The sequence below is a fragment of the Oleiagrimonas soli genome, from assembly GCF_000761445.1.
GTDB classification, from domain to species: domain Bacteria; phylum Pseudomonadota; class Gammaproteobacteria; order Xanthomonadales; family Rhodanobacteraceae; genus Oleiagrimonas; species Oleiagrimonas soli.
Genome location: NZ_KN196470.1, coordinates 1,498,120 through 1,515,507, shown reverse-complemented (window position 1 = coordinate 1,515,507; position 17,388 = coordinate 1,498,120). Strand labels below are relative to the sequence as shown.

General features: G+C 68.6%; 1 protein-coding gene. It reads right to left on the bottom strand.

Going from position 1 to position 17,388, the window contains the following annotated elements:
• Positions 1-8: 8 nt before the first annotated feature.
• Positions 9-17,321 (bottom strand): leukotoxin LktA family filamentous adhesin, encoded by a 17,313-nt coding sequence (locus LF63_RS06590; protein WP_081945121.1) that lies wholly within the window; start codon positions 17,319-17,321, stop codon positions 9-11.
• Between the last annotated feature and the right edge of the window lie 67 nt (positions 17,322-17,388).

The following is a 17,388-nucleotide window of genomic DNA, read 5'->3' as shown; positions in this document are numbered from 1 at the left end:
GGTGTTGATCATCGTGGAGCCTTGGTGTTGACGGGCGCGCCTTCGACGGAAGGATCCGGTTGCACCAGATCGCTGCCGTCGCTGTTCGTCCAGGTCGGCTTGAAACCGTCGATCCGGTCCTCGCCGCGTTCGTCGGTGTGCAGCGTCAACGCGCGACCGTTGTAGCGCAGCGCGGCATCGCCGTAGTAATCCGGCGCCACCCACAGATGGTCGGAGACGTAGTTCGGCGTCTGGATCTGATAGCCGTCGCCGTAGCGCACCACGAACGCATCGGTCAGCGTGTGCACGTCGTCCTGATAGAGCTTGAAGTCGTACGTCTTCTGCATCAGTTGCACGTCCGCCGGCACCAGCGCGGGGTCGTGCTGGTTCATGCGGATGCGCGCATCGGCCGTGTCGAGAGACAGGCTATTCTCGATGTGTCCCTGCTCGATGTGCACGCTGGGTGCGGTGGTCGCCAGCGCCGCGTTGACGGCGGCGAGACGGTCGATCATCCACTGCTGCGGCACCTCGGCATCGATGGTGATGCGCTGCGCCACGCCGTCCTGGAAACCGGTCAGGGCCGAATACAGCGGCTGCCCGGTCGAGGTCTGGCGGATGTGGGCATCGATGGTGTTGCCGGCAAGATTGATACGATCGCCGATGTTCGCCGCATCCAGACGGATCGCGCCGAAGGCCGAGACGAAGGCATCGCGCGTGGTCAGCGTATCCGCCGTGATGTCGCCCTTGCGCGCCAGCAGCGTGATGCTGTCCGGCGCTTCCAGCGAGGCGAAGCTCATGGTGTTCGCCGCCAGATCGATGCTGTGTCCGGCCTTGAGATCGTGCGCGGTCAGGTTGCCGCCGGCATCCATGATGATCGCGTTGGCGGCCGTGGCCGAACCCAGATCGATATTGCCGCCGGCGGTGACGTCGAGGTCGTGCCCGGCCAGGATGCGGTCGGCCTGAACGTTCGCGCCGGCCTGCAGCGTGACATCGGTCCCGGCCTGCATCGAACCGATGCGGATGGAACCGGCGGCGACGAACTTGATCCAGTCCGTCGCCGTGACCCCGCTGCCGTCGATATCGCCATGCAGCGACTGGCCGAACACGTGGCCGCCCGCATCGAGCGTGGCGAAGCTCATGTGCTGGCCGGACGTCATGTCCAGATCGCCGCCGGTCTTGACCGCGCCGGTCAGGCTCAGCGTGCCGGTCGCGTTCAGCGCGGCGTCGCCGCCGATGTCGAGCGTATCGGCATCGAGATTGCCGCCGCTGTCGGCCGACAGGTCGTTGCCGGTCGTCACCGCGCCGAGGCCGACCGCGCTGGCGCCGTGCAGCGTGGCGTCGGTGCCGACATCGAGCGTGTCGGCGTACAGGCCACGACCGGCTTCCATCGACAGATACGTGCCCGTCCTGACCGTGCCGGCGTGCGTATCGCCGCCAGAGACGATGCTGGCGAACGTGCCCGCATCGAGCGCCGTGACGTTCAGGTCGCCACCCGCCGACAACGCGGCCTCGGTGCCGCTCTTCAGCGTCGTGGCCGTCAGTTCACCGCCCGCGTTCATCGTCAGATCCTGGCCAGTCTGGATCGCGTCGACCGTGGTGTCGTGCGTCGAGGTCAACTGCGCGCGCCCGTCGGCCACTAGCGTGCCGCCGAGAATGTTGTCGCCCTGCAGCACGCTGTCGCCGCCCGAGGTCAGGCTGGTGTAGGACAACACGCCGCCCGCCGTCAGCGTGGCGTCGGTGCCGACGTCCAGCGTCGTCGCCGTCAGGTTGCCGCCGGCCTGCATCGCCAGATCCTGGCCGGTCTGGATCGAATCGACCGTGGTGTCGTGCGTCGAGGTCAGCTGCGCGCGGCCGCCAGCCACCAGCGTGCCGCCGAGGATGCGGTCGCCCTGCAGCACGCTATTGCCACCCGAAGTCAGGCCGGTGTAGGACAGCACCCCGCCCGCCGTCAGCGTGGCGTCGGTGCCGACGTACAGCGTCGTCGCCGTCAGGTTGCCGCCCGCCTGCATGTTCAGGAAGCTGCCGGTGTGCACCGTGTCGACGGTGGTGTCGGCGGTCGAGGTGAAGCTCGCCGAACCGCCCGCCTGCAGCGTCGTGCCATCGATGGCGTTGGCCTGCAGGATGCTGTCGCCGCCCGAGACCAGGTTGTCATAGGCCAGCGTGCCCTGTGCCGAGAGGTCCAGGTTGCCCTGCCCGGCCTGCAGGTCGGTGAAGCGCACGTCGCCGAGTCCGTGCAGCCAGATGCTGCCCTGGTCGCTGCTGCCCTGCAGCGTGTCCACGTCCACCACGATCGGCAACGCGGCGCTGCCGATGTCGTGGACCGCATGCAGATCGACCGTCGCGCCGCTGCGCGAGCGCAGATTCACCGCATCGCCGTTGCCCGCAATCGCGTCGCCGGCATCGAGCTGCACACCCGTGCCGCTGGTGGCCGTGCTGGCGACCAGACCCAGCGTCATGCTGCCGGTGCTGGTGAGTTTCGCCAGGCCGCCGCTGGACACTTCGCTGCCCGCGCCCATCGCCAGGCTGCCCGAGGACTGCAGAGTGATGTCGGACGCCGACTGCAGCAGGCCGCCATCGACCACGTTCATGGCCGGCGAGCCGCTGCCAATCAGCTTGGCGACGATGACGCCGGCCTGCGCGTCGATGTCCTTCAGCTGCATGCCGGTGACGCCGGTCAGGGTGATGTCGCCCTGCGTGCTGCGGACCGAACCTTCGGTGAAGCTGCCAGTGGCGCTCAGGGTGACGTCGCCGTCCGCCTGCACGTCGTCATAGCTGCCGTCGCCGCCGGCGGTAGACGTGATCGTGCCGCCGGTGGACGTCAGATGCTTGGCGTCGAGGTTGCCCAGTTCGGAGGTCAGCACCAGGTTGCCGCCGCTGGTGATCGTGCCCACGTGCAGGTTGCCCGTCGGCGAGTCGATGTTGACCGCACCGCCGGCGGTCGCATCGAGCGAACCGTCCGAGCCGACCTGCAGCTTCAGCGGCGCATCGACGCCGGTGCTGACGCTGCTGCGTCGACCGATGTCGCCGTCGGCGGTCAGCACGATGTCGCGGCCCTGAATGCTGAGGCTGTCCTGCTGCGCCAGGATGCTGCCGGTCGGCGCATCCAGCGACACCAGGCCGTTGGCGAACACGGTGCCGACGCGCAGGTCGCCGCTGAGCTGGCTCAGCAGCAGGTCGGTCGCGGCCGAGGCGTTGCGCAATTCGCCGCCGATCTGCACCGGCAGCGCGTCGCCCGCGCCGCCGCTGCTGTCGTTGCCCAGGCCGATGTAGCCGCCGCCGGCCGTCAGCAGCAGATCGCCGCCGGTGGTCAGCACCGGCTTGCTGGCATCGACGCCGTCGGCGGCGCCGATGCTGCCCGTGGCGGCCACGCGCATGTCGGTACCGGAACTGAAGCTGTCGAAGTGCAGATCGCCGTTGGCCTGCAGGTACACCGAGGCCGAGGCCGAGCCGGTGACCGTGCCGGTCGCCGTCACGTACAGCGGCATGGTCTGCGTCACCGACAGGTGGTCCAGCTTGTTCTGCAGGTCCGGATCGTTCGGCGAAATGACGTTGCCGCTGGCGTCGATCAGTTGCACGTCGCCGGGCGCGTTGGCCAGGCCCAGCGCGGTGATCTGCTGCGCCGTCAGCGCCGTCGCACTGCCCGCATACAGATCTTTCAGCGCCTGGTAGGTGATCGACAGTGGCGTGTCGGTACGGCCGATGCCGCCGTCGCCGGCGGTGAGCGTGATGTTCTTGCCGGAGATGTTGGGCGCGACCGTGCCCACGGTGCCGCCGGTCGGCGAACCGAGCGCGGCTTCGTTGATCGCCGAAGTCAGCTGCTCCTCGGTCCAGGTCGAATCCTGGGTCAGGTTCTTGTAGGCGTCGGAGGTCGGATCCAGCGTGAAGTTGAAGCTGGCGACCGGATCGCTGCCGGCGAACGCGCTCTGCGACTTCCAGTCCGCGCCGATGTAGGTGCCGAACTCGGAGACGATGGTCTGGTAGCGATCGCTGACGTACTGCTGCGTCAGGCTCGCCTTGGTCGCCGGATCGACGGCGCTGGATGCGTCCATGCCGTTGGCGGCCGCGGCCAGCGGCCAGTACAGGTCCACGGCATCGCTGTTCAGCGTGTACTGCCCGTTGCTGACCGTGCCGACCTTCAGCAACTGGTAGTACTGCGCGTAGCCCGCGTCCACCTGCTGCTCGATGGCCGCGATGGTGGTGTCGGCCGCCGCACCGTCGGTCAGGTGCAGCTGGTCCCAGATCTTCTTGGCCTGATCGGAGGACAAGGTCGAGTCCGCATCCAGCTGGCGCGCGTCGTAGATGCCGCCGTTGGGCGCGGCCAGCAGCACGTCGCCGTTTTCGGAAGTGACGCTGCCCACCCACACATCGCCGCCCGTATCGGAGATGGCGACATCGCCGACGCCGTGCGCATCGAGCTGTCCGCCCGAGGGCGCGCCGTTGGCCAGCGTGTCCGCATGGGTCTCGATGTTCAGCGGCGTGGCGATGCTGCCGATGCCGCCCTGCGTGCTGGTCAGGTTCACGTCGCGACCGATGACGTCGACGCTGTGGCCCGCGATGCCCACCAGCGAGCCGGTCGAGCGGATCAGCACGTCGCCGTAGCCCTGCGCACCGCTCGCCAGCGCGCTGAAGGCCTGCGCGCTGCTGCCGGAGTCCACGTTCAGCGAGATGTCGCCGCCGCCGGTGCTGGCGGTCAACGTGCTGCCCGGCGTGCTGTCGTGCGCGATCTTCACCTGCAGCGGATCGTTGACGCTGCCGATCTCGCCCGCGTCGGCGGCCAGCGCCAGGCTGTGCGTCCAGATCAGCGCCTTGTCGTTGGACTGGACGATGTCGCCCTGCGTGGCGTGCACGCTGGTCGGCCCGTTGGTGTTGGTGATCTGACCGCTGAGCAGAATGCTGTTGTCGGAGGTGATGTCGACGTTGTTCGACGCGCTGGTGACGAAGTTGATGTTGATCGGAAGATCGGCGCGCTGCGTGTCGGTGACGGTCAGCGTGCCCTGATACGGATAGATGAAGCCCCAGATCGAGGCCGCGTTGCCGCTGCCATCCGTGCCGCTTTGATGGGTTCCGTAATGGCAATTCCCGTCGCTGTCGCAACCGTGATAGGCCACATCCCAGTAGGCCGCCTGCTGGAACGAACCGCTGATCGAAAGTTGGTAGTCGTTGCCGGCCAGATCGACGTAGCCACTGCTGCCGTTTCCATCGATGAAGCGCGACGTGCCCAGGGCCCAGTGCTGACCGGCCGTGCCGCCGCTGGCGCTGGCCCAGTCCCAGTCGCCCAGCGACCAGGAATGATTGCCCGAAGTCCGGTCGTAGGAACGCGCGATGCTGGTGCTGGCCGTCCACTGGTACTCGACGCCGGCCTTGGGTGCGTATTGGGTGGTGTCGCTGACGTTGCCGACCAGACGTGCACTGGCATCGGTCCAGTCGGTCGCGCCGTTGTAGTTGTCGTAGATCTTGGCCGGCTCGCCGTTCTGGCTGACGTACCAGGTGACGACGTTCTTGCCCGCGTTGACGCCGGACGTCCAGGTCTTGAGCTTGTCGTCGACGGTAATCAGGCCGAGACCGCCGCTGCCGGCGAACACGTTCTGCACCACCAGCGGCACGCCGGTGGTGTTGTCGACCGTGACCGAACCGTAACCGCTGTTGACGTTGATGCTGCCCTGCGCCGTGCTGACGATCTTGCCGCTGAGGCTGACGCTGCCGCCGCCGGACGCGTTGACGTTGTCCAGGATCAACTGGTTGTTGACCACGTTGTAGGTCGCGCCGATCAGCTGGCTGGGTTGTCCGCCCACCAGCGTAAGCAGCGGTTGTCCGCTGCTGTCGGTGGTCAACCGGATGTTCGGATCGGTGATCAGTCCCTGCGCGTACTCCGCCTTCTTCTGCGCAATGAAATCCTTCAGCGCAGCGGTGGTCTGCACGGTCCACGTAGCCGGCGTGCCGGCGTTGATCGCGCCGTCGATGTCGATGTACTTGGCCTCGACGATGAACTTCTGACCGGTGTAGGCGCCGGTCGAACCGAGCTGATTGCCGGTGAATTTGCCGCTCTGCTGCAGCGCGATGGACGGGATCATCGGCACCGGACGGTTCAGCACCGAGGTGGTGCCGATCGGACCGCTGACGTTGCAGCCGTCGAGCGACTCCTCCGAACCCGAGCCGCCGGTGTGCGGCGCGCAGGAGCCATACAGCACCAGCACCTTGGCCTGCTCGTTCGATGCATGACTGGTGAAGTAGACGCCGTTGAGGCTGTAGTAGGACTCGGCGATCGCCGCCGCCGCATTGTCCGGACTGGAGATCGCGGCATCCAGAAACGCCTTGATCCAGCTGGAATTGAGATTGCTGGTCGGATCCGCGCCCGAGAACCACACGTCGCCGCTGGTCGGCTTGACCACAACGTAGCCGTTGGGCACGTAGACGTCCTGCGAGTTGGTCTGGATCTGGCCGCGTTCGAGCAGCGAGCCGGCCAGGTCCTTGATGTGCAGCGGACCGCCGAGGTTGATGACATCGCCGAGGATGATGCCCGGCGTCGGACCGCCCGGCGTCGACGGATAGGTCGAGTTGATGGTCACCGTCGGCAGCACGTCGGACGGTTCCTGATGCAGCGTCAGGCCGCCCAGCGAACTCGGGTTCGCGCCGCCGGAAACCAGCACGCTGCCGGAGCTGCCGAACGTCGTCTCGATCTTCGGAATGAACATGTAGTACGGGCTGGCGTTGTCGATCGTCACCGACGGCGCGCCCTGCGCCGTGATCGTGCCGCTGCCGCCGATGCTGGCGCCGTACAGGTAGACGTTGCCGCCGCCGACGAAGATCGGATCGAACAGGATGCCGCCGACGTTGGCATTGTCGATGCCGTTGTAGGTGCCGTCCGGCGTGCCGTTCAGCGTGTTCAGTTCCTGGGTCGGATTGAGGGTCTTGTCGACCATCACGTTGAACGGCGCGTTGGTGCCCGTGGAATCGACCGTACCGTCCGCGGCGATGCTCAGCTTGACCTTGTTGAACGCGCCGGCGACGACCGTGCCGTCGATGCCGGTCTGGGTCGTGCCCGTGCTGCTCTGATGATTGGAGTGCTGCGTGGCCGGAATGAAGCCCAGCTCGTAGCCGTGACCGGTGCCGTCGGTGCTGACCGTGGCGTCGCCCTGCACCGCGCCGATCGCGACGTCGCCGCCGCCCGTCACCGTGCTGCCGCTGCCCATGGTCAGCGTGGCGTTGCTGACGGTGTTGGCGGTCGCCGAAGCATGCGGAATGGCGATGAAGCCGCGCACGTAGGACTGCGACACCGCGGAAGGCGCGAGCTTGGTCTTGTGCAGACCGAGAATGTCGCGACCGGCGACGATGTCGGCCTCGTCGTAGCTCTTGATGTGCACGTTGCTGCCGACCTTCAGCGACTGGTCGGACTGCAGGTTGATGGTGGCGGACGAAGCGCCGACCGGCGCCGCGCCCCAGCTGTTGGATGTCGCCGTCGCCGCTACTTGGTCGAGCACGGTGTAGGTCGCGATGTTGGTGCGCCCGTAGCTCAGCAGGTGGCTGCCGTCGCCGACTTCGAGGTCGTTGTCGAACTGGCCGCCGACGTTGACCTTGGCGTTGGCGATCGGCACCGCGCCGCCGGTGCTGATGGTGGAGGCATCGGCCATGCCGCCGACCAGCGTGCCCGCGACCATCGAGATGTGGCCGATCACGCTCTCCGAGGCGTCCAGTCCCGAGGTCAACTGGACGTCGCTGCCGACCTTGAGGTTGTTGTGGGTGGTGACCTGGGTGTTGACGCTGGCCGCCGTACCGGTCACCACGCCGCCCGCGCCGCCGGTGGCGCCGACGTTGTGGCCGTCGGCGCTGGCCAGCGTGGTCTTGGCCAGCACGTCGATGTTGCCGCCGGTGGCCACGACCGTGCCATCGCCGATGGTGGCGTTGGTGGTGGTGTTGATGGTGTTGCTGACATCGGCGCCGCTGCCGCCGACCGCCGCGGCCAGCACCGAGTTGGCCTCGCCGCCGTACTCGACGTTCTGCGTGGCGCTGAGCTGGAAGCCGCTCAGGCTAGCCAGATCCAGGTGCTGTCCGACGCTGGCGCTGGAGGTCGACGTCGCGCTGGTGGTGGCCGACGCGCCGTTGCCGCTGACCAGACCGCCGCTGCCGGCCTTGCTGTAGGCGATGTTGGCATCCGAGCCGGCGGCAACCACGGACAGCGCGCCCGTCGTCGCCGCCGCGACCGGGTTGTTGCTGCTGTCCAGCAGGCCGTTGCCGAGCGTGGCGTTGAGCGTGGTGTTCGACGTCGCCTTGGCGACCGAGGCGCCCGCCGCGACCAGGCCGACGCTGACGCCCGTGGCGCTGGCGTTCTGATGCGTGTCGCTGGTGGCGGAGATCGATACCGAAGTGGTCGGCAGCGTGACGCTGTTGCCGACCGTCGCGTTGGCGCTGGCCGTGTCCGTCGCCGTGGCGGTGGACGCGTTGACGCCCAGCATGGCCGCACCCGCGCCGCCGCTGCTGGAGGCGTTCACGGTCGGCGATACCGAGGCGTCCACGGACAGCGTGCCCTGATGGAACACCGCATAGTCGGCGACCGAAGCCTCGACGCTGGCCGTCATGTCGGCCACGGCGACGTTGGCGCCGATGCCGCCGCCGATGCCGCCCACCGTGATACCGACCGCGCCGGCATTCATCACCGGATCGGCCGAGGCCGACACGGAAGTGCTGCCGACAGCGATGTCCGCTTGCGTGCCGATGTGCGCGGTGACGTGGCTGCTGTCGCTGGCCGTGGCGACCACGGCGCTGATCGCGGTCAAAATGCCGCCCGAACCCATCACGCCGTTGGCGGTGATCGCGCCGCTGTCGCTGGCCGACAGCGTCAGCGCGGCGAAGTTGTTGACGTCGGCGCTGTCGGCCAGGGTCGCGCTGACGGTGCTGGAACGGATCGCGTCGACCACGACCGCGCCTGCGACCACGCCGCCGACGTTGATGCCGTTGGGGTCCTTCTGGTTGGCGTTGCCGGCCAGCGAGGTGCTGGTGTCGGAAGCCTTCAGGCTCAGGGTGCCCTTGCCCGAGCGCGACGAGTTCAGCGTGCCGCCGGCGGTGGTCGACACCGTGTTATTGACGTCGCTGATGGCGACCGCCGCACCGACGCCGACCAGACCGCCGACGCCCGCGTAGGCCGTGGACTTGGCCGCCTTGCCGCCGTTGTAGTCGCCCGCGTCGGCATGGATCGCGATGCCGTAGCCGGCCGTGGCCGTGCCGCCGTCGACCGACGCCTGAATGTCGCTGTTGAGCGAGGTGTAGGCGACCGAGCCGCCCACGCCGACCACGCCCACCGCGCCGCTACCGGCGATGTTGTCGGTGTTGCTCTCGACGCTGGCGCCGACGTCGATGCCGTTGTTGGCGGTGACGCTGCCGCCGCTGATCTTGGCCTGCACGCCGTCGTTGCCGCCGAACGCGCTGTTGCCGCTGCCGGTGGCGCCGCCAAGGTTGTAGCTGGCGCTGCTGTTGATGCCGGCGAGGTCGCTGGAGGACAGCTGCGAATCGCTCAGGCCGTAGGACGACGGGTCGCTGTCCAGCTTGCTGCCCGAGGACAGGCTGTCGAGATTGTTGAGGTTGAGCTGGCCGTCCGCGGTCAAATCGTCGCCGGCCCCGCCGCCGCCGGTGATGTCGCCGGTACCGGCCACCACGACGCTGGCCGAGAGGCCGGTGCCGACCGCGCCGCCGCCGATCGCCACCGCGACCGACTGGATGTCGCGATCCGACTCGGCATGCACGTCCACGTTGCCGTGGTCGCCGTAGACCGGGCCGAACGCATGCACGGTGCTGTTCTGCACGGCAGCGCCGACGCTGGACTGCAGCAGCACCAGGTTCATGCCGCCGCCCGCGCCCACGAAGCCGCCGCCAAGCACGCCCGAGTAGGCGCTGATGAACTGCTGGTCGAGCGCGTCGACCGCCACATCGGCGGCGGTGACGCTGCTGCCGCCCTCGATGCTGGCATGCGTGTTGTTGGAGACCACGTTGACCACGGCGCCGCCGGCGATGCCGACGCTGCTGCCGCCGGCCGCGCCGACGACAATGCTCTGCGCCACGTTCTTGCTGTTCGCCTTGACGTTGACGCCGTTGCCGGCGGTCACGGTCGCGCCGCCGTCGATCTTGGCCGTGGTGGTGGTGCTGTCGACGTTGACGCCGGCCGCGCCGGCCAGTCCGGCCGCGCCGATGCCGATGCCCAGCGCGCCGGTGAACTGCGCGCTGACGGTGTCGCCCTGCGCCAGCACGTCGAGGCTGCCCGCGTCGAGCGAGCCGCCGTCCAGGGTCGCGGTGGTGCTGGCCTGGAACAGATTGACGCCGCCCGAAGCCGCGCCGCCGACGCCGCCGCTGACGCTGGCGCCGACCGCGGTCAGCAGCGACCACTGCTGCCCGACCGCATCCACGGCCGCCGCGCCCTGCGCGGAGACCGTCGAACCACTGAGCGTGGCCGAGGTGTCGACGTTGAAGACGTTGGTGGCCACGCTGCCGGTCGCCGAACCGCCGCCGGAACCGGCGACGTTGACGATGAAGTTGGCCTCGTACTGGCGGCTGCCCGCCGTCACGTCGACCTGCTGCGCGCTGGCGGCGTGCGTGTAGTAGACGCCGTTGTCGCCGATATCGGTGCCGCTGCCGCTCTGCACGGTGCGGTCAGCCTGGTTGATATTGGCGTCGGTGATGCTGGCGCTGGTGCTGCCGCCGACGATGTTCACGCCGACCTGCGCACTGACGGCCGCGCCGCCGCTGACGCTGGCGCCGATGCCGAGCGTGGCGATCGACTGCTGGTTGGCCGCGTTCACGGCGACGCCGTGCACGGACTTGGTCGACCCGGAAAGATCCGGCGCCAGGTAGTTGGTCGGATCGGAGATGCTCTTGGCGTTGGCGTCGCTCTTGGCGATGTCCAGCCCCGCCTGCAGTGCGTCGGCCTTGCTGGCCGCGCCGGCGTCGACGCTGAGCGCACTGCCGTTGCCGTAGGCGCTGACCGCGCTGTTGTCGATGCTGGCGTCGGTGCTGCCGTCGATCTTGTTGACCACCACGCCGATGCCGACGCCGGCGTCGCCGCCGATGGCCGCCTGACCGGCGAACACGTTGATGCCCTGCTGGTTGACGGCCAGCACGCCGACGTTGTCGCTGGCGATGACGTCGGCCTGATGGGCGATCGTCGCCGCGGTGGTGCCGCCGAGCAGATTGACCGCGACCGAGCCGCCAACCGCGGTCGAACCGCCGCCGGCCGCGCCCACGGCGATGGTGTTGACGTGCGAGGCGCTGCCGGTGCCCGCCTGCACCACCAGCTGCTGCGCCTTGTACACCGGGCCGGCGCTGCTGCCGTCGGCGCTGCCGAGGAAGGACGCGCGCGTGGTGGTGGCGATATTGTTCACCGACACCGCCGCGCCGACCGCGACCGAACCCGCGCCGCCGACCGCGCCGGACAGCGCGTTGATGGTGGCGTCGTTGTCGGCGCTCACCGTGGTCACGTTGGTGGAGACGACGCTGCTGTCGCTGGCGTCGCCGGCGGCGACGTTGGTCATCGTCGCGCTGATGCTGTTGTGGATGAGGTTGGTGGTGTCCGACGCGCTCACCGCGACGCTGCTGGCCGCGGAACCGGCCAGCGAGGCCGTGTCGATGGTGGTGCCCGCGTGCGCCTTGACGTCGGTGGTGTCGGTCACGTCGAGCGTCGCGTCGCTCAGGCTGGCCGAGGTCGAGCCGCCGACGTCGGCGATCGTCGCCGCCGCGCCCACGCCCACCGACTGGCCGATACCGATGCCGCCGGCGAGGCTGTAGATGCCCGCCGTGTTCTCGGCGTCGACGCTCAGACTGAGCGCCTGTGCAGCGGCCGCGGTGTCGACGCTGCCGTCGCTCTTCAGGCCGTAGACGTTGGCGACCGAGGCCGTCACGTCGCTGCTGATGAGGCTGGTGGTTTCCGCGCCGGCAACGCCCGCGCCCTGCGTGCCCACCGCGCCGGCCACCGACAACGCGTACTGCGTGCCGGTGCCGGACGCCTTCACGTTGACCGCGCCGGCCGACACGTTCAGACCGGCATCGGAAATGCCCGCTTGCGTGCTGTCGCCGATGTCGCTGACGCTGGCGGCCAGACCCACGGCCGCGCGGCCGCCGATGCTGACGCCACCGCTGAGCGCGTAGATGGTCGCGCTGTTGTCGGCGCCCAGGCTCAGCGAGCCTGCGGAAATCGCGCTGGCGTCGTCGATCAGGACCTGGTTGCTGTCGGCGGTCTGGTTCCAGCCGAACGACAGCGTCAGCGCGAAGCCCTTGCTGGCCGCGCCGGCCACCGCGCCGGCCATGATCAGCGCCGACTCGTCGGCGTTCATGGTGGCGTCGTTGCCGATGTCCAGCGTGGTGTTGCCGGCGTGCGTGGTGATGGTGTTGGCGATGTCGTTGTAGGTCACCGCGCCGCCCGCGGCGGCCTGCCCCTTGCCGATGGCGACGTTGCCCGCGAGGCTGTAGATCTTGGTGTCGTCCGAAGCTTCGGCCAGCAGGCTGTCGGCGTGGATGCTCGCGGTGTGGCCCGCCGTCGCGGCCGAACCGAGCAGGATGCTGTCGGTGTTGCCGACGATGTTGCTGGTGGCGCTGCCGAGACCGGCGAACTGGCCGCTGCTGACGCCCACGCCCACCGCCAGTCCGACGATGCGCGTATCGTCGTGCGCGCCGAGCTGCACCGAACCGGTGGTGTCGATGCTGGCGTCGTCGATGCGCACGGTGTGCGTGTTGTGCACGTTGTTGCCGACGTAGGACAGGCCGACGTTGTTGCCGCCGATCTGCACGGTGCCGGCAATGGCGATGATGGAGCTGCCGACGCCGCTGTCGCCCAGCGTCAGCGCATCGCTACCCGGCTGGCTCGGATCGCCGTCGGAACCGGCAGTCTGGTCGCCGCTGTGGTCGACGCTCGGCGCGTCCAGCGTGGAACCGCTGAAGTCGTAGCCCTCGGTGTCGCGGTCGCCGACGATGCTGTCCAGCTCGCTGATCGGCGCCACGGCGCTGGCCTGGATCAGCACGTCGCCGTCGAGGCCCAGACGCATGCCCGAATCGACCGAGGCCTGGGTGGTGTTGCCGATCTGCGTCCACACGATGGCGCCGGCGAGGCTGGCGCTGTTCTGACTGGCGCTGTAGCCGCCGGCAACCGAACCGGCGCCGATCAGCGAGGAATCGAGCGCGCGCAGGGTCAGGCTCTTGAAGCCGGCGATGTCGTTGTCGGTGGCCGCGCCGGTGTGGCCGGAAAGGTCGGCGCTGGTGGTGTTGCCGATGTCGGCGTAGGTGAAGCCGATGCCGACGTTGCCGCTGGTCGCGCCGCTCTTGTTGAAGTACAGGCTGCCGCCGCCCACGCCGATGCGCGAATGGTCGTAGGCCGTGACTTCGACGCTGCTGTCCGCCGCGCTGCCGGCGGTGAGCGTGCTGCCGCCCTCGATGCCGGCATGCGTGGTGTTGGCCGACTTGCCGATCGACACCGAGCCGGCGATGGTGGTCGAGGTGCCGTTGCTGGTGTTGGCCGCCACGCCCAGGGCGACGTCGACCTGCAGGCTGCCGTCGAGCGCGCGCACCACGGCGTGATCGATGTTGTTCAGGGTGCTGCCGGTGATCAGCGCCGTGGTGGTGTTGCCGACGCTGGAATACGCCACCGCACCGGCGATGGCGCCGGCGAAACCGCTCTTGCTCTGACTCAGCGCCGCCGCGCCGGAACCGCTGATCAGCGAGGCCTGATCCAGCGCCTGCACGGTGACGTCGGTGCCGCTGCTGCCGTTGTCGACGGTCACGCCCTGCAGTTCGGCATGCGCGCCGAGGTGGGCGATGTTGACGCTGGCCGAGCCGGACACGCCGATACCGAACTTGCCGCCCTTGGACTTGGACGTCTCTTCGTCGGCACCGCCCTTGCTCTTGCCGGTGCCGGCCGCCTTGTCCTTGAGCTTGTTGAGACTTTCCGAGGCGCTGCCGACGGCTTCCGAGGCACTGGAGATCTGCTCCATCACCTCGCCGGCCTTGTCCAGCATCGAGTCGCCGCTGCCATCGTCGCTGCCGCCGGCCAGGCTGGAGATGCCGTCCACAGCGGCCACGCCGGCCTGGAAGTTCTCGTTGACCGTCTTGATGTTCTCGATCAGCGAAGTCAGGCCTTCGCCGGTGCCCTGACCGCCGCTGCTCTCGCCCTCGCCGGTGTCGCCCGAGCTGCCCGATCCGCTGCTGGAACTGCCGTTCGAGCCGCCCTTCGAGCCGGCCAGCGACAGCGCGCCGGACTGGCCGCTGCTGACGGCGTTGACGTTCAGCGCATCGACGGCGAACGTGCCGCCGCTCTCGCTGGGCGCCGTCGCGCCGCCGGTCACAGCGGGATCGTCGGCGCGGTTGTCGCCGATCTTCGCCACGGTGTCGGTGGTGGTCTGGTTGATGCCGATGCTGATGCCGATGCTGGCTTCGCTGGACATCGCCAGCGCGCCGGACAGCGACCAGATCATCACCGGATTGCTAGCGACCACGTCCACGGCGCGCGCGTCGACGCTGCTGCCGGCGCTGATCGTAGCGTGCGTGGTGTCGTCGACGTCGGTGATCGCGACCGTGCCCTGGAAGGCCAGCGTGCCGCCCTTGCCGGAGATCGGGCTGAGCGCAATCATGCGGTCGGTGCTGGTGGCGTTGACCGCGACGTCGTTGTGGTCGCTGGTCAGGCTGGCGTCGCCGCCGACGCCGGCGATGGTGGTGTTCTTGTAGCCGGTGTAGTTGAACGCGCCGCCGATGGCGGCCTTGTCGCCCTTGGTGCTCTGCTTCCACGGCGTGATGTCGCCGACCAGGTTGAACAGCGTGACCGTGGTGTCCGCCTGCACGTCGATGGAATGCTCCCACTCCAGCGGCGAGGACAGCCATTCGACGTCCGATTCCCAGCTGTCCTGACCCGGCGTCGCCGCGGCCGCGGAGGTGGCGTGCAGCGTCGCGCCGTCGCCGACCCAGGCGGTGTTGCGATTGGTCATCGCGAAGTAGTTGACCGAACCGCCCACGGCCACCGGCGTGTCGCCGCCGGCGCTGGCGCTGGCGTAGCCGCTGACGCCGTTGGTGATGTCCTCCGGCGTGCTGCCGGCCAAGTCCTTCAGCGCCTTGGCGCCATCGACGAACTGGTCGAGGCTGCCGAACATGTTCTTGATCGCGTCGACGTTGTCGGCATTGCCGAAATACCAGTCGAACGGGATGTTGACGTTGGAGCCGACGCCGATGTTCTCGGCGGTGATGTCGGCGTTCTTGCCGATCGTCGCCGAGGCGTCGTGGCTGTAGTTGGCGTAGGCCACGGCCGCGGCCACGTCGACCGCGATCGGCTGACCCGAACCGTCGGTGTCGCCCTCGTCCGCCTTCGACACGGCGGCGCTGGTCGCGCCGTTGTGGATGCCCGCATCGGTGAGGTTGGAGTACACCGTGACGCTGCCTTCGGTGTCGATGGTGACGCCATCGCCGATGCTCGCGTGGGAGGTGTTCTTGCTGTCCGTGTAGGCCACGGCCGCGCCGAGGTGGAACGGCAAGGCGACGCTACCCGAACTGCCGTCGGCATTCAGACCGCCGTTGCTCTTGTTGGCCAACGTACCGCCAAGATCGGCGTTGGTGTCGGCGGTCTTGTCCTGGGTTTCGGCCGTGCTTTCGGCGCTGGTGCCGGTGCTGGCCGAAGTGGCATTCTTGCTGGTGTCGCTGCCGGCGGCGACGACCACGTCGCCATTGCCGCCCGCGATCACCGTCGGACTGCTGTTCAGCGCGGCGTTCGCGCTCACCGTCTGCAGGCTGACGGCGCCGGCGACGCCGACCGAGCCGGTGCTGGGACTGGTTTCGGCCTTGGCCTCGGTGGCGAAGCTGTTGCTGTTGTGTGCCAGCACCTGGATCGACTGCGCCTTGATGTCGCCGGCCAGCGTGCTGTCGGACTGCACTGCGGCCTGCGACCAGGCCACGGTAGTCGCCAGCGCCTGATCGCCGGCGACGGTGTCGGCCGAGACGTCCAGTTCGTTGTCGGTGTCCGAATTCACCGCCAGCGCGCCGCCCGCGTGCACGGAGGCGCCGCTGTCGACGTGGGTCGTGGCCTTGCTGTAGATCGCGCCGTACATGGCGCCGACCATCACCGGCGCGGCATTGGCTCCGGCTTCGGAGGTCGCCTCGGTGGCCGCCTTGGCCGCCGTCGACGACGACAGCGCGACGTCGCCCGCCGCCAGAATGCTGCCGGTGATGTTGACCGTGGCCACGGCCGAGGCGCGCACGTAGGCCACCTGGCCGAGCTTGTCGGAGGCGGCCAGATTGGCGTCCTGCGCAGCGGAAGCGAAGCCGTTCTCGGCCAGCGAATCCTGATCCTTGAACAGATCGCCGACCTGCCCGGTGGCCAGGTTCACGGTGTCGGCCTTGCTCTCCGGCGTCTTGTATTCGGCCGTCGCCTCGGCATGCGCGGTGGCCTGCACCAGCCCCCAGGTGCCGGCCGCGGCATGGCCCGCGCTGGGCGCGGTGGTGCTGCTGTCGGTGGTCAGCGTGCCGCTGACGTTGACCGTGGCCTTGGCGTCGGCGTCGCCGAACCCGGCTTCCTCGCTGGCGTCGACCACCAGACGGATGGTGTTGCCGTCGGAGACGATCACCGGATCGGTCTGTCCTGCGACGTTGACCGCCGTGGACAGCGTGTCCGTCGCGTCGCCCTGCACGTAGATCGTGCCGCTGACGTCGATGGCGGTCGCCCGCACGCGCACCGCACTGTTGGCGTTGATGGTGCCGTCGATGCAGATCATGCAGCCGCTGCCGGATGCCGCCTCGGGCTCCTGGCCGGTCAGCAGCAGGTTCACCGCCGTCGCGTCCGGGTCGACGTTGCCACTGCTGTCGAGCAGCGACGCCATGAAATCCGACGTCGGCGCGCTCAGCGACAGTGCGCCGACGTTCAGGGTCGCGCCGTTGCCGACCACGATGCCGTGCGGATCGGCGAAGAAGACGTTGCCGCCGATCTTGCTGCTGTTGCCGACGTAGCTGTTGAGGGTGCCGTTGATGACGGTCTGGCTGTCCCACACCAGGTTGACCAGATTCTTCGCGCCGGTCGGGACATGCATGTTGACCGTGTCGCCGCTGTCGAGCTGGAAATCGTGGAACGAGTTGAAGCCGGTGTTGCCGCTGGCGTTCAACGTCGTGGTGGTGACGTCGAAGGTGTTGTGGCCGGCCGCCGCGGAGGCGGCCACCGTGGTCGCGGTGCGGCCGTCCTTGTTGATGTTGCTGGCGGCCATCGCGCCCGCGGCATGACCCACGCCGAGCACGGCGGACATCGCCGCCACCAGGGACTTCAGTGCAAGCGGCTGCGCGGATTTTTCGGCAACACGTGTCGGAGTTCCCTTGCTCGAACGGAACGACAGACCGGTACGCATGATCTTTCCCCTGATGAATGACAAGCGGCACGGGGCCGCCTTGGCGCTGTGCGCCGATATTTCTGAA

Excerpts from the sequence above, each read along its gene's own strand:
- LF63_RS06590 (WP_081945121.1), bottom strand. The coding sequence starts at position 17,321 with ATGCGTACCGGTCTGTCGTTCCGTTCGAGCAAGGGAACTCCGACACGT.